We start from the raw sequence: 18,482 nt of genomic DNA, 5'->3' as shown, positions 1-18,482 counted from the left end.
GGAACCAGGCCCGAGTACATATACCGCTGACATGGGGGTTGATGACATCGTTCCTTTCCGGCTGTATGGAACAATATAAAAAAAATTATCTGCCGGCAGGCATCCATCCATAAATTCATCGGCAAAGGGGAAACAATACCTGCTACATTAAAACCCGCCCGGGCGCGCCGCCTGCCAGCCATCCCGGAGCTGCTGCTGTAGTTCATGGATCAAAGTACTATTCTCCGGGATATTGGCTATATTATTTACTTCACCAGGATCCAACTGGTGGTCATAAAGCTCCATCGCTTTCACTTCACCTGTTTTAAAGTTACGCCACTCCACATAACGGTAACGCTCTGTTCTCATAGCATATCCCATAGTTGCAGGTTCACCCTTGTACTGCCAGGGCCGGGGGAATTGGCTGAACACGGCGCTTTTCCAGGGTTGATCCGGCTTCGTCAACAACGGTGCCAGGGAAGTGCCCTCCAGTCCTTCGGGAACAGGGAGGCCGCCCAGCTGGGCTAAGGTCGGATATAAGTCTACCAATTCCACCAGTCTGTCAGACGTGATACCCCTTCCTTTCCCCGGAGCGGCAATAATTAAGGGCACCCTGGTATCCAGTTCATAGTTGGTTGCTTTTGCCCACAACCCTTTTTCGCCCAGATGGAATCCATGGTCGCTCCACAAAACAATGATGGTATTCCTGGTTAAATTCAAACGGTCCAGTTCCGCCAGTACTTTGCCAATCTGTGCATCAGTATAACTGATCGCAGCATAATAACCGTGCAGTAATTCCCGCGTTATTGAATCAGCGATTGAATTTCCGGAGCCGATGCCGCTGTATCCTCTAAGCTCTTCGCTATTATGTGCCGCATAGGCCGGTATATTGGAAGGAAGTGTGTGCTGAACGGGAAGAGGGATTTTTTCCCGGTCATACATATCCCAATACTTTTTTGGCGCGCTAAAAGGCAAATGCGGACGGCGAAATCCTACCGCCAGGAAGAAGGGTTTGTCTTTGATCTTTCCTAAAACCTCCAGTGCCTGATCCGCTACCTGTCCGTCGATATATGCGTTGTCCGGCACATCTGCAAGTTCCGTCGCCGCTGCTTTTGAAGATTTACTCTTAAGGTTTGAAGGCAGAACATATTTGCCGTCTTTTTTTGTCAGTGCAAGAATTTCCGGCGCCGACCAGGAAAGGGCATCCTGTGCTTCCGCGGGATCGTGATAGATCTTACCGATACTTTGTGTATGATAACCGTTGTTTTTAAAATATTGCGGCAATGTAACTACATCCGGGATGGTAGTACGGAAATGTGTCTTCAGATCCCAAACCTTTGTCGTATTCGGTCTTCTTCCCGTCATTAAGGAAGTCCGTGAAGGAGAACAAACAGCTTGCTGGCAGTAAGCACGTTTGAATAAAACACCCGATCCCGCCAGTTTATCAATATGAGGGCTTTGTACAATTGTATCCGCATAACATCCCAACTGAGGGCGCAGGTCGTCAATTGCGATAAAGAGGATATTGGGCTGCTGTTTATTATCGCTCAATCCTTTATTTGTCCGGCAGCCGCTCATTGCCAGCATCAATAGTGACACTGCTACAAAAGTGCGCCTGGCAGTATAAAAAAATATCGCATTATTCTTTTGATCTTTCATAACTGTTGGTAACAACATTTTAAGTTTCATCATTGTATTATCCCTGATGGAATGTTCTTTCAAATGCCACTTCTATATCTTATGTACTACAATTATACAAAACAAAATATAACCTTCATCTATTTTAGATTTTTTTAATAAAAAAGATAAACAAACCCAGCCCGGCAGAATTACACCTATCGGATGTGTTAGATGTACACTAAGGGTTACAGCGGTAATAAAAGATTAGTATCCCTTGTAAACCGCTCGCCCGCCAATGGTCGGTACGAATGGAGAACACAGGTAAAAAATGTTACCTTTTTTAAAAAAACATTTTGATATGTACTACATATCTACTAGATTTGTTTTCGATACCATTTAGCAATTTTTGTTAAAACACAGGTGTATCAAAAGAAGAATTCCACGATTAAGAAAATTAGAATCCAAAACTATGAGATCACGGACCTCTCCCTCAGAAAAAGTCATGTGACGGCCTTAAATGGTTGACTGGTTAACATCTCCCTGTTTGTATTTTATTTTCCGCTACGCAACGTTACATAGCTGATGACCGGAGTCATTTATTATAAAAATAACCGCTGCTGACGGGCCCGGATTGCCGGAGGCCTGTACGGCGAAAACTATCAATCAAATCAATTATCACATGTACCACGAACCAACAACTTTAACGGGTTTCGTTCGCATCAGTGTGCCTTTACTTCGCTGCCTGGGAACAATGATGACGGTGGCGCTCATGGTCCTGTCGTTGCCCTGGACGGCTTCGGCGCAGCGCCCGCCTGTCGTTGTAGCAGGACGCGTTACAGACAGCAAAGGCGAGACACTGATAGGCGTAAACATCAGGCTTAAAAACGGAACCGCCGCTGCAAGAACGGATACGGCCGGCAATTACAGGATCAGCATTCCTGACGCTGAAGGTATCCTTGTTTTTACCTACCTGGGGTTCAGAACCGCCGAAGTGCCCGTCAGGGGGCGAACATCTGTTTCCGCCACACTCATACCCAACGCCACCGGCCTGAATGAAGTGGTCGTACTCGGCTATGGTAGCACCGCTAAAAAAGATCTGACCGGCTCTGTTGCCCAGGTACGTGTGGAGGATCTGCAGAAGGCCCCTGTCCTATCCTTCGATCAGGCGCTCGCGGGAAGGGTTGCGGGTGTGCAGGTATCGTCTAACGACGGGCAGCCCGGAGCCGAAGGTATCAACATTGTTGTACGCGGCGCAAACTCGCTGTCGCAAAGCAATTCACCGCTCTACGTCATAGACGGCTTCCCGATAGAAGACCCGGAGAATATGTCCCTTAACCCCGAAGATATCAAGACGATCAACATCCTGAAAGACGCATCCGCTACTGCGATCTACGGCGCAAGGGGCGCGAACGGCGTAGTAGTGATCGAAACAAAACACGGGCAAACCGGTGCTCCGGCCGTCACAGCAACTGCATCTTTCGGATTCCAGGAAGTGACCAGACGGATGGCGATGATGAGCCCCTATGATTTTGTGCGTTACCAGTTCGAACGGGATGATCAAACCACCACCGACACCTACCTGACAAACGGGTTAACGCTGGAGGATTACAAACGGACTTCCGGCATCAACTGGCAGGACCGGCTGTTCCGCCGGGCGCCTATGCAGGTTTACAACCTTGCCGTCCGCGGCGGCAACGACAAAACGAAATATGCTGTTTCAGGCTCCGTCTCAGACCAGGAAGGAGTGCTGATAAATACCGGCCAGAGCCGTTACCAGGGTCGGTTCGTTTTAGATCAGGCCATTGGCAAAAAGGTGAACATGGGTATCAACGTAAACTACAGCCGCTTTGGCAACGACGGGCAGATCGCCTCGGCGGCAAATGCGGGAAACGGCGCCAGCAGCTACCTGTTGTACTCCGTCTGGGGATCCCGCCCGGTATCCGGTAGAAGCCTGGATCCGGCCACCGATGATCTTGGTGACGATCTGATTGACGAGGATATCGATCAGACGATGGATTACAGGGTCAATCCGATCCTCTCGGCCGAAAACGAACACCGTAAATCGGTTTCAAACAATCTCATCGCCAATGCCTTTATTACATATGATATCATCCCGGACCTGAAACTAAGGATAAGCGGAGGCGTTGAAAGCCTTATCCGGAGAAATACAAGTTTTTACAATTCACTCACATCACGCGGCACGCCGTTATTTCCCAATAACACGCGCGGCCAGTTCGGCAGCGTCAATTATGCCGAAAGAAACAGCTGGCTGAATGAAAACACGCTGACCTGGACCAAAAGGATCAACCGGTATAACAAGGTGGAAGTGTTGGGAGGTTTTACCCTGCAGGGCACAAAAGCCGCCGGCTATGGATTTTTATCGCAGAACGTGCCGAATGAGTCGCTGGGCGTCGCCGGCCTGGAGCAGGGCATCCCGGGGTCAACGTCTTCATCAGCTTCAGAAAACAGGCTCAGTTCGTTCCTCGGTCGGGTGAACTATAACTACCTTTCCCGGTACCTGTTTACGGTGAGCTTTCGTGCGGACGGTTCCTCCAAGTTTTCTCCCGAAAACCGCTGGGCCTACTTTCCGTCCGCCGCTTTTGCCTGGAGATTGAAGGAAGAGCGTTTCATGAAGTCACTGGAAATTATCTCCGAGGCGAAGTTCAGGACAAGTTATGGCGTAACGGGCAACAACCGCGTAAACGATTTCGCCACCCTGCCGGCACTCACCAGCCCGGTAGGCGCTTCATACTCTTTCCATAACGGAAGCCCCTCTACCGGCGTCATCCAGACATCGTTGGGCAACTCCAAACTCAAATGGGAAAATACCACCCAGATAGATGTGGGCCTTGACCTCGGTTTCCTGGATAACCGCATCCAGTTCAATGCCGACGTATACCGCAAAACCACTTCCGACCTGTTGCTGAATGCCAGTCTTCCAACGACCACAGGTTTTTCCAACGTCTTCAAAAATATCGGCGAAGTGCGCAACGAAGGCCTTGAATTAACGCTAACCACGGTCAACGTCAGGACAAATTCATTTTCCTGGAACAGTGATATTAATATCAGTTTTAACCGGAACAAGGTGACAGGCCTCGCTGAGAACCAGGATAATTTACTTAGCACGGTAGGATGGGAAAACAGTTTTAATACAGTACCGCTTTACATGGCTTCCCTCAACGGGCCCGCAGCCATGTTCTTCGGTTATCTTACCGACGGGTTGTACCAAGTAGATGATTTTGAAAAATCGGCCGCCGGCACATATACCCTCAAACTGTCCGAGCCTACGAACGGTATGGCGAGATACCGCGTTCAGCCCGGTGATATCCGGTATAAGGATATCAATCTCGACGGCGTTGTGGATGAAAAGGACAGGGTAGTCATCGGGCGGGTACTGCCCAAACATTCGGGAGGTTTTAACAATAACTTCAGCTACAAAGGTTTCGACCTGAATGTATTCTTTCAGTGGTCGTACGGCAACCAGATCTACAATGCCAACCGGATGATGTTTGAGGGCAATGTGAATAACCGCGCCAACCTGAATCAATTTGCTTCTTACAACGACCGGTGGGCAGCAGATAACCAGGATAGCAAAATGTTCCGAACCGGGGGATACGGCCCGGCAGGGTATTATTCGGACTACTACCTGGAAGACGGGTCCTATCTCCGGCTCAAAACCGTTTCACTTGCGTATTCGCTCCCTGCCAAACTCCTGCGGCCCACCTTCGTGAAAAGTTTATCGGCTACGGTTTCAGCTCAGAACCTATACACCTGGACGAAATATTCCGGTATGGACCCAGAGGTTTCGGTACGGAACTCCGCCCTGACGCCTGGTTTTGATTATTCCGCCTATCCAAGGGCCCGGACGCTGGTTTTCGGCATCAGGGCTGGTTTTTAGTTCTTAAATAAATAGCAACATGAAGTCATTTTACCTATCACTTCTGGCAATCGCTCTGATAACCCAGGGCTCCTGTAATAAATTCCTTGAAACCGTACCGAGCGATTTCCTGGCTCCTGAAACATACTATAACACGGAAAAGGAACTTACCTATGCGCTTACAGGGGTGTACGACGTACTGGGCAGTCCTGATCTCTATGGAGACAATGCCTTCTACCACTTCGATATCACGGATGAAGGGGTGTACGGTCATGCCGGCGTTACCGCAGGCGTGCAGGTGTACAATTTTTCCAGCTCAGACCCGATAGTAGCCGCTACGTGGAAAACGCTCTATAACGGAATCGGGCGCGCCAATCTGCTCCTGGAAAATATAGACCGGCCGGTGATGGATGAGGCAAAAAGAAAGGTGATCAAAGGAGAAACCCTTTTCCTTCGCGGTTATTACTACTTTTTGCTGGCGCAGATGTGGGGCGATGTGCCGCTGATCCTAAACACCACCAGGTCGCCCGACGATACACAACGGCCGCGCGCTCCGCTATCGCAGGTCTACAACCAGGTACTGGCGGACCTCAAAGAAGCGGAAATACTGGTCCCCTCTATTAAAACGGTGGGCTTCGGCGGCCGTGCAAACAAGTCCGCCGTACGCGGGATACTCGCGCGGGTATGTCTTTATATGGCTGGTTATCCGCTGAATGACAGGTCAAAATATACGGACGCCCGTGATTGGGCCAAAAAGGTGATTGACGATGCAGAGGCCGCGCATGCCCTGAATAATTCCTATAGCCAGGTATTCATCCATCTTTCGGCCGATAAATATGACATCAAGGAAAACCTCTTCGAAGTTGAATTCTGGGGGAACCGTTCAGATGCATACACGGAAAGCGGCCGTCTCGGCTCCCGCAATGGCATCCGCTGTATGAATGTAGACACCGGCTACAGTCTTGGGCGCATCAATGCAACTCCCCGCTTCTATAACCGTTACCAGGCGCTCGATGAGCGCCGCGACTGGAATATTGCACCCTATATCTACGGAGGAGCCAACGATGCTGAAAAGCAATACTGGCCGGAAAACAATACCTGGCAACGAAGCTGCGGCAAGTACCGCAGGATGTATGAAGTACTACTGCCTAAAAGTACCAGCTTCACCCCGATCAATTACCCGATCCTGCGCTATGCAGACGTTCTGCTGATGTTTGCGGAAGCGGATAACGAGCTGAGCGCAATGCCATCCTCCGAGGCTGTAGATGCAGTAAACCTGGTGAGACGGAGAGCCTTTGGCAAAAATATTCATGGAGAAAATCTAAGCGGGATAACCGTTACAAGCGGGGGCAGCGGTTACTCCGCTACAAACCTTCCGGTAATTACGATCACGGGGAGTGGCGGCAGCGGAGCAACAGCACACGCGACGGTTTCCGGCGGCAGGATCACTGCGATCACCATAACAGACCGGGGTGCATTTTATACCTCGGCGCCAACCGTTACGATCACAGGCGGCAGCGGAACCGGAGCCGTTGCAATCGCGGAGATCACCACGCCCGGCGATGCAGATGTTCAACCCGGCGATTACAGTTCGCAGAATAACTTCCGCGCCTTCCTCCACGATGAACGCAGCCGGGAGTTATGCTTTGAAGGCCTGAGAAAAGGCGACCTCATCCGCTGGCAGGAGTTCATCGCCGAGATGCGCGCAGCAGGTACGGAGATCAGCCAGATTGCCGCCTCGGCTTACAAATTTGAATCAAGAGCGGGCCTCAACGTTTCAGAGAAAAATTATCTGTTCCCCATTCCCACTAATGAGATGTCGCTGAACCGCGCGCTCGTTCAGAACCCGGGATGGTAAAATCATTCACTAACACTGATCAATATGAGACTCAAGTATATCATATCCGCTTTTTGCCTTGGTATCTTTGCTTCCTGTGTTAAAGAAGGTATCAGCGAGCCCGGTTTTGGCATAACCGGCTACGAGGTCAATTCCATTGTCGATTCTGCCGGCAACGCGGTCAGGCAGGTCACCTTCAGCTTCTCCGGCGATGCAGCCGTTATTTCCTTTTATCCCGGCGTTCTCGGCAACGATTACGCCTACCGGGAAGGGCGCATCCTGGATGTTAAGGCACTGCTCTCCTCGTTTTCCACCACGCTTAACAACGGAACGCAGGACGATCAGTTGTCAGTCATGGTTTCCTCCGACTTTAACGGCACCTATGACATAACAAACATTCATGCAGCGACATGGACGGACATCACCGGTGACTATGTGTTGAATACGAGAGGGGCATCTGCATCCCTGCCGTCCGGAACGAAAGATCTCAGGAATCTTGTGGTGGATGGGAAGCCTCTTTATTATGCATACCGCTACATCTGCAAACCGCAAACAGAGAACGGGGCCAATTCCACCTGGCGCATCCGTGCCTTTTCGCTGCAATCAGAGACAGACCTGGGCGCTACTTCGCTTGCAACGCTTACTACAGCGGACTGGAACCTCATCAACGACGGAGCGATCGTTGATCCCGGCCGTGGCGCGGTTATTGAAAGCTCCGGAGCCATCCGCTTCAATGGGAACCACATCAACAAAGATGTGCATACGGAATCGTGGGCGATAAGCAAAGCATTTCAGATCACCAAGACCGATATGGGACCTGACAGGCCCATCGCCATAAAGAGCACCATTAATCCAACCCTCGGCAGCTATTCGTTCAACTATACTACACCGGGAACTTACAAGGCGGTCTTTATCGCTTCCAATGCCAGTTATGAAGGCCAGTTAAGTGTTGTGCGGGAGATCGAAGTTAAAGTTCCCTGACCGTTGTTTTGTATCTCCTCTAAACAAACAATATCATGAAAAAGAACCTGAATCCATTCCCCGTTCGATCCCCATTTCCACGCCTTTCGCGTAAACCATTATACGACGGTTTCCGGCGAAAGTTTCTGCCGCATGTGAAAATGACGGCCATCGCCGCCATCGCTTGCCTCACTTCTATCTCCGCCTGCCGGAAAGGAACCGCCATACCGGAACGCATCGACGCCAGCGAGCTCGGTCTTCAATCCAATGTAGCGGCGGCGGCGCCAGTGCACACAAGCATTAAGCTGTTTGACGGCGGCACCGGCGGCTTTCATGCATATCGTATCCCTTCAATCGTACGCACCACCAACGGTACGCTCATAGCTATCTGCGAAGGAAGAGTGGATAGTGACAACGATTACGGCAATATTAACGTCGTATATAAAACATCCCTGAACGACGGTGCAACCTGGTCATCACTCAAAACTGTAGCAGGGGCCACCCTTGGCACATGGGGTAACCCCACGGCAGTTGTTGACTGGGACACCGGCCGGGTATGGCTCTTTATGTCATGGAACGATGCCGATCACAGTGAAAACGGCAGCGGCGATACGGAACCGGTTGACACCTGGGGAGAAAGGCGCGTCTTTTTAACATGGAGTGATGATAATGGCGCGACCTGGGCAACACCTGTCGATAAAACGAGTACGTTATTACCTTCCACGATGACGTGGGATGCTATGGGGCCGGGCGTTGGTATACAAACAACCGGAGGCCCCCAACCCGGCCGCCTGATCATCCCTGCCAGGAGGCGTAATATTTACAGCGACGACCATGGGCAAACCTGGCATTACCAGATCATTCCCGCGGGAACGGATGAAGGCACCCTGGTTGAACGGACAGACGGCACGCTTATGCGAAACGACCGGCCCGGCGGAACACCCTGGCAGGATGCCAAAAGGCGCCATATCTCCACCGGTACGATCGAAGGGGGCTTTTCAGCATTTACCCCAGCTGCCGCGTTGCCTGATCCGCGTTGCCAGGGCTCGATCATACGATATGCAGGCGACCGATCCCGTATTATTTTCCTGAATTCAGCCAGTGAAAGCACGCGTTACAATATGACCGCCCGTGTAAGTTACAACGAAGGACAGACCTGGTATGCCAGCCGGCGGCTGCATAATACTATAACGCCGGAAGAAGCGGCTGCACTGGGAAAAGGCGGATACTCCAGCATGACCAAAACAGCTGACTTTGCTATCGGCGCTTTAGTGGAGCAAAAAGAAACACCTTCCTCCACCAACAGCCACTGGTCCATCGAATTTCAAAAATTTAACCTGCCATGGCTGCTAAACGGGCAACCTGAGCCTTAATAAACAGTACATCATTAAACATACATCAATGAATAGGATAAAAGCCGGAAGTTTGTTTTTCGCAACAATGCTGCTGCTAACTTCATTTTCAAAGCCGGACCAGCCGGATCCTGCCTTTCACCTTTACCTGCTGGTGGGGCAATCCAACATGGCCGGCCGGGGGATCATCACCGCCGAATACCGCGACCTTTCGCAACCCGGTGTGCTGATGCTGGATAAAGAGAATAAATGGGTAACAGCGTCGCATCCCCTGCATTTTGATAAACCAGCCCGGGCAGGAGTCGGGCCAGGTCTTGCATTTGGTTTGGAAATGGCGAAAGCCAACCCTTCCGTACGGATCGGGCTGATCCCCTGTGCCGTCGGCGGCACACCGATCGAATCATGGCAGCCCGCAACCATGGATCCCGCGACCAAAAAGTATGCATATGATGATGCAGTAGTCAGGCTGCATATAGCCATGAAAAGCGGCGTGATCAAAGGCATTATCTGGCACCAGGGAGAAGCGAACAGCAAAATTGAAAAATTTTCCGGCTACCTTGGTGACCTGGAATCACTTATCGGCCGCCTGCGGCAGGAGGCCGGAAATAACAACCTGCCCTTTGTTGCCGGCGAGCTGGGGCGCTACCGTGACAACTATAAACTGGTGAATGATCAGCTAAGGCAATTGCCCGGGAAAGTAAAAAACACCGCTGTCGCCAGTTCGGAAGGGCTTGTTCACAAGGGAGACAAAACCCATTTCGATGCTGCTTCGGCTACGGAAATGGGCAAGCGCCTCGCGGCACAAATGATCCTTCTTCAGCGATAAAACCGGCTTTTCAAAATGTTATACCGCAACAAAAAATATACTAATCAATACGGCATATGAAACAAATAATAACATGCATTGGCCTGTTTATGCTGGTGAATACGGCTGCCAGCGCCAAGGTTATACTCCCGGCTGTCATCGATCACAACATGGTGCTTCAGCAAAAAACAAACGCCGCTCTTTGGGGGAAAGCACGTCCCGCCGCGAAGGTGAAGATCACCACCGGCTGGAATGGAAAATTGTATACTGTCCAGGCAGGAAACGACAGCCTCTGGCATGTTTCGGTAAGTACTCCGGCAGCAGGCGGCCCTTTCAGTATCACTTTCGACGATGGTGAAAAACTGGTGCTGAATAACATACTCATCGGGGAAGTATGGGTTTGCTCAGGCCAGTCGAATATGTCCATGCCCGTTAAAGGATTTCGCAACCAGCCCATTGAAGGGTCAAACGACCTGTTGATGAACGCGAAGAATTCCAGGATCCGGTTGTTCCAGGTTACACGCCAGTCCTCCGACCGGGCCCAGTTCGATGCAAAGGTGCTCCCCTGGGAAGAAGCGGATGTGGAAAGCGTGAGCGAGATGAGCGCAGTTGCCTACCTGTTTGCCAGGATCATCCAGGAGAAGCTGGATGTCCCTGTCGGTATTATTCACACATCCTGGGGCGGAACCCGCATTGAAGCATGGATGAGCGCCGCCGGTTTACAGCCCTTTGCTTCGGTAAAGGTCCCGGCTCCGGGCGATGGCGTAAAATTGAATCAGAATAGCCCTGCCGTGCTTTATAATGCAATGATCAATCCCATCGTTGGTTTTAGTATCAAAGGGGTATTATGGTACCAGGGAGAAGCCAACCGGAAAAACTACCAGGAGTATCCGCAACTGATGCAGGCAATGGTAGCCGACTGGCGTAAACGCTGGAATTGTGGTGAATGGCCGTTTTATTATGTACAGATCGCTCCATTCAAATACGACAACGATAAAAGATCAGCTTATCTCAGGGAAGCACAGCTGCAAGCCCTGCAATTGATCCCCAATTCATCTATGGCGGTAACCGCTGATGCCGGGAAAGAATTATCCATCCACCCCCCGGACAAAATGACGGTCGGTAAACGCCTGGCTTATTGTGCGCTGGCACGGGATTATGGATTCAATCTGCTTCCATTCCAGGGCCCGGTTTACAAGTCCATGAAAATAAACAAGGATACGGTTGATCTCACTTTCGACCATGCACAAAACGGCCTGTATGCAGGAGCAAAGGATCTTACCCTGTTTGAGATAGCAGGTGAGGATAAGGTCTTTCATGCTGCGGAGGCCAAAATAACGGCTACCGGTATCCGCGTGCGGTCTGACCAGGTAAAAAATCCGGTAGCTGTCCGGTATGCCTTTAAAGACTGGTTCACGGGCGAGTTATATAATACGGAAGGTTTGCCGGCCTCTTCCTTCCGTACTGACAATTGGTAGATACTATCAAAGAATACCGCGTCCATTGCCTGTCCACCTCACATATTTGCCTGTATGGATACCACCGTGTTGATATCCTCCCGCCTTCTGTACAGGTAATAAAAAAGCCGCTAAATGTTAGCGGCTTTTTTATTAATACCAGCGTTTGCCGCAGCGCCTTTGTACCTGGTCATGGGGCTGCAGCGGCTTTTTTTAGAAAAATAAACCCGAAATGAACAAACCGGCTTCAAAAGTGTTTTTATTGGTTGACGGCACCTACTGCCTACTTCTACACTCTCACTAAGCATAACAACATTACCACGCGGAAATTTTTCATTCAATGCCCGAATGAGGTCATTGTTATGCGCCTGCTTTTCAAAGCATTTGCAAAACGCACGGTACCAGGTCCATCCATACGTCGCATATTAAACACAACGCATGAAAGCTCTCGGTCTTTTACTGATTTTGTTGCTCATGGTGTCTCATTTACCGGCCCAGGATACGCATTACTGGACGCAGGCCTTCGGAACCCGGTCCGCACTGCTGGGCGGAGCGGTAGTAGGTGGCACAAACGATAATACAACCCTCTATTACAACCCCGCGGCACTTGCCTTTATCGATACAGCGTCCGTATCCATCAATGCCAACCTTTACCAGGTTGAGAACATTAAGATTAAAAATGCGCTCGGGCAGCGGGCGGATTTCAAGAGCAGTAACATCGCCACCATACCTTTACTCGTTACCGGGATGTTCGAAACCAAAAATCCACGCCTCAAAATAGGGTATGGGTTTGTATCGCCGGTGAATTTTGACTTCAAGGCTACCGCACGGTTCGACGGCTTCCAGCAGATCGTGGATGACAGTGAAAGCCCGGGAGATGAAGAATTCATCGGGCAGCAAAGTATCAGTACTTCGGTACATGAAGTAGCGGCCGCCATAGCCATCGGCTACAAACTCAATCCGAAATTCGCTATCGGCATCACCAACCTTTTTACGGTCCGCACGGCCAATTATACCAAGGCCACCCTTTCCCGTTTTTTTCTGAACAATGCCGACAGGCAATTGGTCACAGCCACTTTCCTACAGAATTTTAACTACTATCATGTAAGGTATGCAGCCAAAATAGCCGCTGCTTACAAAACGAAACGTTTCGATGCGGGCCTCACGGTTACCACGCCGGGGCTGGGTTTTATGGGTAAAGGAACGGTGGCGGCAGACCTCACCGGTACAGCCATCAAATATAACGGAAGGCGGCAGGACCTTACCGCAAACGACCGCCAGGAAAAGCTCAAAACCAAATATTTGTCGCCTTATGCGGTAAGCGGCGGATTAAATGTCCATTTCCGCCGGTCGCTGCTGGCGTTTGCCATTCAATATAACGGCCAGGAGGGCATATATGATATCATGCAGGCAAAACCCGCGGCTTTTGTACGGCCGGCAGACCTGTACCCCTCCCTGGGCAGCGATAATTTCCTGCGGGTGAAAACTGCGGCTGAATCCGTTTTAAATATCGCCGTGGGATACGAACATTCCCTGAATGAACGGATATCATTGCTGTTCAGCCTGCGCAACAATCAATCCTATTACGATGAAGCGCTGGCCAAAGAAAAAGGCATCAAACCTGATCTTACTTCCTGGAATATCTACCATCTTGTGGGTGGGTGCATTATCCGGAAAAACAGGAGCAGTATCAGCCTCGGCCTGCAATTGAGTGTGGGAAATGATCCGTACAAAGAACAGGACGGCAATTACAGCAAGATAGCAGAAGAAAATTTCCTCCAGGGAGCTACCACCATTACCCAGGCCCGTTACAGCGCCATTGGTTTCCTGCTGGGATACAATTACAATTTCAGAAAGTTCTGATGACAGGTTGTATTTCTTTATTAAACTACCCGATCTAAATGCAAACAAATATCAAACAGTGCAGCTGGGAACATACGATCAAATACAGGCTGATCTTTCCTGTTATGCTGTTATTCGCATGCAGCGGCGCTTTTGCACAGACTCCGTCTCCGCCTCCGTATACCTTCGGCTTTATTCCCGCTTCCATCAGCGAAACGGATTTTTCTTTCCCGCTGGTAAAAAAATGGAAACTGGACGGTGAAGTGGACCTGCAATTCGTTACCCAGGGTTCATATGATAACGGCAATCCGTTCGCCTACGGGCAACGGTTCGTTATCAGGCCGTGGATATCCTACTCCGGGCTTAAAAACATGAAGTTCTGGCTGGGTTATGCGCACAACAAAAAATATGAAATAAAGGAAGCCGGCAACTATGAAACCCTGGAAAGACGGCTGATCGTGATGGGCTCCTTTGCCCAGAAGATGCCCAAAGGGAGCCTATTCCAGCAGATCAGGTTTGAAACTAAGTTTTTTGACGACCGGGAGGGCATAGACAGGGTGATACCGAGGGTGAGGGCAAGAGTGGGGTTCAATCATTTTCTTCGCCAGGACAATCCGAAAGCCTGGCTGAAAACGCCCAACGTTTCCTATTATATGGAACTGATGCTGAAATTCGCGGATAAAGACTATGCTCCCAACCGGTTTGATATTTTCCGGCAATCTGTTTATTACAGCGCCGGCCTTACAAAGAACCTGCATGCGCTCGCCGGGGTTATTGCGCAAATGCAGCTAAGAACGAACGGAACACAATTTGATATTTATTATGGGCCGATCTTTTCACTCCGCTACAGCATCACGCCAAAAGAGCGGGAAACATTTGACAATGTGGACGGCGGCGCTGACTGAGCACCCCAGCCAACACTTGTTTTGATCATCGTAATTTCTTATTTTAAAGGGCTCTCACAGCAAACCAAATTAGCGTAATCAATAAAATCCAATGACCAACAAATTGAAAAACCCGCTATATGCCTTTCTTGCGGCAATGATCACAACAATGGTCCTGCTGGCGGATACAATGCCAGCCTATTGCTTTTATGCATCAAAGGAACCTCCTCCCAACATCATTTTTATTCTGACGGACGATATGGGCTTTAGTGATATCGGCTGTTTCGGCGGGCAATTTGTACCTACGCCCAATATAGACCGGCTCGCTAAAAACGGCCGGAAATTTACGCAGTATTACAGTGCCGCTCCTATTTGTTCGCCCTCCAGGGCGGGGCTCCTCACCGGTATGTATCCCGGCAGATGGAACTTCTCCACCTACCTGGATAACAAAAAACACAACCGGAATGCCCAGCAGGCGGACTTCCTCGATCCCGCCGCGCCGTCCATCGCCCGCTTTTTTAAAAAGGCGGGATATGCAACCGGGCATTTCGGTAAGTGGCATATGGGTGGAGGAAGGGATGTGAAGAACGCACCGGGTTTTGAACAATATGGATTTGACGAACATGCCAGCACCTACGAAAGCCCGCAGCCCGATCCGTTCCTTACCGCCACAGACTGGATATGGTCGGATAAGGACAGCATCAAAAGGTGGGACCGGACAAAGTATTTTGTAGATAAAACACTTGATTTCCTGGGCAGGCATAAAGGACAGCCCTGTTTTATCAATCTCTGGCCGGATGATGTACATACGCCATGGGTACCCCGGAAAGACCCGGAAAACACCGGTACATACCCGGCGAACAGGGATGGCCAGGCCGCCTTTACACTGGTCCTGAAAGAATATGATGCCCAGATCGGCAGGCTGCTGGATGGACTAAAAAAATTAGGCATCGAAGAAAATACTATTATTATTTTCACCAGCGACAACGGGCCACTGCCCACCTTCAACGGCAGCAGGGCCACCGGGTTGAGAGGATCAAAGCTGTCCTTATATGAAGGAGGTGTATGCATGCCTTTTATTATATCCTGGCCGGGGCATATCCCGGCAGGAAGCATCGACAGCTCCTCCGCCGTCAGCGCGCTGGATATGATCCCCTCCCTGGCCAGGCTGGGCAGCATCTCCCTTCCCAAAGATTACCCTGGCGATGGCATTGACAGAAGTAAAGTATTATTGGGAAAACCTGCTAAAAGAAACAAAGTAATATACTGGGAATATGGGCGTAATAATATTGCCTTCGCTTACCCAAAGGGCAACAATAAAAGCCCCAATCTTGCCGTGCGTTCCGGTGACTGGAAACTGCTCATGAATAGTGACAGTACAGACATCCAGCTATATAACATCAAAAAGGATCCATCCGAAACAAACGACATTAAAGACAGGGAACCCGCTATTGCCAGGAACCTGAAAGATCAATTATTACAATGGTGGGGCTCACTGCCGAAACTGGCACCGCCAGGCAGTTAAGGTTATAAAAAAGGGCTGTCTCCTTACCAGTGAAGACAGCCCTTTTTGTTGTTATCCGGATGGCCTACGGCGTCACTTTAATGGTGAAGCTGCGAACCGTGTGATGGTCTTTCAGGTCCGCCGCATCGATCCTGATCACGGTTTCGGCGGCAATGTTTTCCAGCAGGTATTTCACATTAAACACGTTGGGCGTCAGCTGGAAGTCCGTATACGTTTCCAGGAGCTCTTCACTTTTGCCTTTTTCTGTTTTATACAGCCTGATCTCCTTCAGCTTCGACGGGGCGCTTACCCTGCATTTCACGTTCCATTCGGTGATCCCCGCGGCCAGCGTGGTGGTGGTAAAATCAGCATTTTCCACCTTGTCTTTTTCATAGTACAACACTTCAGGCACAAACCTGTCCATGAAGTCGTCCTTTTTGCAGCTGGCGAATGCAGCCAGCGTTATGATCAGTAAAACCAGTATTTTTTTCATCTCAGTTCTTTTTTAATGTTACCAGCCCGGATTCTGCCGCATGTTAGGGTTATTGTTCACTTCGGACTGCGGGAGCGGCAGCAGGTTGTGTTTTGCCTGAAATACCCTTCTCTCCCACACTTTGATGGAATACACAAATGAACCGTCCGTTTTTTTCAGTACATCATGTTCGTATACCACTTTCTGCGTTTGTTCTCCTATCAGCCAGCGGCGGATATCGAAGAAGCGGTGCTCCTCGAATGCCAGTTCAATCCTGCGTTCGTTGTGTATAAATTTGCGCAGCTGTTTCTGATCCGAAATATTCCAGCCGTTCCTGGTGAAAGTGGTGGCTACATCCGGCATGTCCGCACGCGCCCTGATGAGGTCCAGCGCCTGTATCGCTTCCGTGCGGGCCGCCCCGTCCGGCAGGAATTCGTTCATCGCTTCGGCATACCCCAGCAGGAATTCCACGTAGCGGTAAAGCGGGAAGTTGTGATTGGTCTGCCCCGTTACGCCATTGTTCAGCGAAACGTTTTTCGGGTCCATGAACTTACGGAGGAAAAGGCCGGTATGACCGTAGCCGTTCAGGAATTCCTGCCCCGTGGAGCCATCTTCAGCCCTCCACGTATTAAAGGTGGTGCCGCCGAACATCGAGCCGTTGTACCAAAGGGAATGATAAAAACGGGAATCACGGTTGATGTAAGGCTTCTGCGGATCAAAGCCCGAAGCGGGGTTTACGATGAACTCGCCGTTGTTCATCAGCGGCACGCCGTATTCATCTGTCTGGTAGACGGGATAACCGTCTTTCGTTTCGAAACAGGCGGCGTAGTTATAAGTGGGCAAAGTAAAAGAAGCATCTCCCGCTTTCTGCATCGCGCCCGGGAGCTGCCATTTATCCAGTTCATTGGTCAGGCCTTTTTTCCCGTAGCCCAGGATCATTTCTGTGTTCACACGGGTGATGAACACATCGTACCAGCCGATCGCATTCAGGGAACCGGGATAGGTATTTTTATTACCAAAGAAGTTGGCCGCGCCTGTTTTTACCACCAGTTTATATACCGGGGCGCCATTCTCGTCCTGGTGGTCGATGACTGCTTTAGTCGCATCGGCCGCATCTTTCCAGCGGTTCGCGTCGTAACCGCCCCATGACCATGGGCTGGCCGGGCCGGAGGTGGTACCATTTAATAAAGGGCTTGCCAGGTGCAGCAGCAGGCGGGCTTTGATGGATTTGGCCACACCACTGGTCACACGCATATAATCCACCCCGGTCTGCCGGGCGGGGAGATGCGCCGCGGCGGTATCGCAATCCGCCAGGATAAACGTTCTCATCTCTTCCAGGCTGGCGCGGGCAGCCAGCAGTTCAGGGTCGCCACGTTCCGGCACTTTGGTGATGATGGGCACGCCGCCATACCAGCGGACCAGTTCCGTATAATACAATGCTCTCAGGCAGAAAGCTTCGTATTTCAGGCGGTCCCTGATCTCTTCGGTGGACATATATTGCTCCGGGTCTACCGGCACATTGTCGATCTTGCTCAGGAAAAGATTACAGGCGCGGATCGCCGCGTAATAGTTCGCCCAGCGTTTGAACTTATCGGGCAGGCTGGTGGGATTGTAGGCGCCTACGTGAACGGTATTTACCCAGCCCCACCAGGGACGGGCTTCGCCGTCGTCCGTGGCGGCGTCGAGATATACGTTGTCGTCCCAGCCGTAAGGGATCCGGCGGTAAATGTCCGTGAGGAATTCTTTGGTGTATTTAGCGCTGGTAAATACCCTTTCCTCATTCAGTTCACCTGATTCCGCCTTATCCAGCAAACCGGCCCCGTCTTTCACGCAGGACACAAGTGATGTGGAGATGGCGAGTATGAACAGTATGTATTTAAGTTGTTTCATGTT

The 18,482-nt window shown here is 50.5% G+C and carries 12 protein-coding genes; 9 read left to right on the top strand and 3 right to left on the bottom strand.

Annotation, left to right across the window (positions count from 1 at the left end; genetic code table 11):
• Positions 1-147: 147 nt before the first annotated feature.
• Entirely contained in the window at positions 148-1,701 is a 1,554-nt protein-coding gene (locus EG028_RS09265; RefSeq protein WP_206614419.1) for a sulfatase, read from the bottom strand.
• A gap of 577 nt (positions 1,702-2,278) precedes the next feature.
• Between EG028_RS09265 and EG028_RS09260 the strand changes: the two genes are divergently transcribed.
• The 9 genes from EG028_RS09260 (at position 2,279) to EG028_RS09220 (ending at position 16,138) form a co-directional block, all read left to right on the top strand.
• Complete coding sequence (locus EG028_RS09260) at positions 2,279-5,497, top strand: SusC/RagA family TonB-linked outer membrane protein (protein WP_241559089.1); 3,219 nt, start codon at positions 2,279-2,281, stop codon at positions 5,495-5,497.
• Between the two features lie 19 nt (positions 5,498-5,516).
• On the top strand, positions 5,517-7,334 hold the full coding sequence (locus EG028_RS09255) for a RagB/SusD family nutrient uptake outer membrane protein (protein ID WP_120516183.1): 1,818 nt from the start codon (positions 5,517-5,519) through the stop codon (positions 7,332-7,334).
• Positions 7,335-7,358: 24 nt separating this feature from the next.
• Positions 7,359-8,294, top strand: a complete 936-nt coding sequence (locus EG028_RS09250) for a DUF5017 domain-containing protein (RefSeq protein ID WP_120516184.1) — start codon at positions 7,359-7,361, stop codon at positions 8,292-8,294.
• Positions 8,295-8,329: 35 nt separating this feature from the next.
• Positions 8,330-9,646 carry a sialidase family protein gene (locus tag EG028_RS09245; RefSeq protein ID WP_120516185.1) on the top strand — a complete coding sequence of 439 codons (1,317 nt, stop codon included), beginning with the start codon at positions 8,330-8,332 and terminating at the stop codon, positions 9,644-9,646.
• Between the two features lie 28 nt (positions 9,647-9,674).
• Complete coding sequence (locus EG028_RS09240) at positions 9,675-10,451, top strand: sialate O-acetylesterase (RefSeq protein ID WP_241559090.1); 777 nt, start codon at positions 9,675-9,677, stop codon at positions 10,449-10,451.
• Between the two features lie 56 nt (positions 10,452-10,507).
• The gene (locus EG028_RS09235; RefSeq protein WP_120516187.1) at positions 10,508-11,908 is read left to right on the top strand and encodes a sialate O-acetylesterase; all 1,401 of its coding nucleotides are present in this window, start codon (positions 10,508-10,510) and stop codon (positions 11,906-11,908) included.
• Between the two features lie 417 nt (positions 11,909-12,325).
• On the top strand, positions 12,326-13,750 hold the full coding sequence (locus EG028_RS09230; protein WP_120516188.1) for a porin family protein: 1,425 nt from the start codon (positions 12,326-12,328) through the stop codon (positions 13,748-13,750).
• Between the two features lie 38 nt (positions 13,751-13,788).
• Positions 13,789-14,634 (top strand): DUF2490 domain-containing protein, encoded by an 846-nt coding sequence (locus EG028_RS09225; RefSeq protein WP_206614420.1) that lies wholly within the window; start codon positions 13,789-13,791, stop codon positions 14,632-14,634.
• 91 nt (positions 14,635-14,725) lie between these two features.
• Complete coding sequence (locus EG028_RS09220; RefSeq protein WP_241559091.1) at positions 14,726-16,138, top strand: sulfatase-like hydrolase/transferase; 1,413 nt, start codon at positions 14,726-14,728, stop codon at positions 16,136-16,138.
• A gap of 64 nt (positions 16,139-16,202) precedes the next feature.
• Here EG028_RS09220 and EG028_RS09215 read toward each other — a convergent pair whose 3' ends face one another.
• The gene (locus tag EG028_RS09215; RefSeq protein WP_120516189.1) at positions 16,203-16,610 is read right to left on the bottom strand and encodes a hypothetical protein; all 408 of its coding nucleotides are present in this window, start codon (positions 16,608-16,610) and stop codon (positions 16,203-16,205) included.
• 18 nt (positions 16,611-16,628) lie between these two features.
• A complete protein-coding gene (locus EG028_RS09210) occupies positions 16,629-18,479 on the bottom strand; it encodes a RagB/SusD family nutrient uptake outer membrane protein (protein WP_120516190.1) in 1,851 nt (616 codons plus the stop codon).
• Positions 18,480-18,482 lie beyond the last annotated feature (3 nt).

It is taken from the genome of Chitinophaga barathri, from assembly GCF_003807585.1.
Lineage (GTDB): Bacteria > Bacteroidota > Bacteroidia > Chitinophagales > Chitinophagaceae > Chitinophaga > Chitinophaga barathri.
Note: the sequence above shows the minus strand (reverse complement) of the source record. Positions and strands in the feature narration are given on the sequence as shown.

Coding starts and splice junctions, on each gene's coding strand:
- EG028_RS09260 (WP_241559089.1), top strand. CDS start 2,279: ATGTACCACGAACCAACAACTTTAACGGGTTTCGTTCGCATCAGTGTG.
- EG028_RS09255 (WP_120516183.1), top strand. CDS start 5,517: ATGAAGTCATTTTACCTATCACTTCTGGCAATCGCTCTGATAACCCAG.
- EG028_RS09250 (WP_120516184.1), top strand. CDS start 7,359: ATGAGACTCAAGTATATCATATCCGCTTTTTGCCTTGGTATCTTTGCT.
- EG028_RS09245 (WP_120516185.1), top strand. CDS start 8,330: ATGAAAAAGAACCTGAATCCATTCCCCGTTCGATCCCCATTTCCACGC.
- EG028_RS09240 (WP_241559090.1), top strand. CDS start 9,675: ATGAATAGGATAAAAGCCGGAAGTTTGTTTTTCGCAACAATGCTGCTG.
- EG028_RS09235 (WP_120516187.1), top strand. CDS start 10,508: ATGAAACAAATAATAACATGCATTGGCCTGTTTATGCTGGTGAATACG.
- EG028_RS09230 (WP_120516188.1), top strand. CDS start 12,326: ATGAAAGCTCTCGGTCTTTTACTGATTTTGTTGCTCATGGTGTCTCAT.
- EG028_RS09225 (WP_206614420.1), top strand. CDS start 13,789: ATGCAAACAAATATCAAACAGTGCAGCTGGGAACATACGATCAAATAC.
- EG028_RS09220 (WP_241559091.1), top strand. CDS start 14,726: ATGACCAACAAATTGAAAAACCCGCTATATGCCTTTCTTGCGGCAATG.
- EG028_RS09215 (WP_120516189.1), bottom strand. CDS start 16,610: ATGAAAAAAATACTGGTTTTACTGATCATAACGCTGGCTGCATTCGCC.
- EG028_RS09210 (WP_120516190.1), bottom strand. CDS start 18,479: ATGAAACAACTTAAATACATACTGTTCATACTCGCCATCTCCACATCA.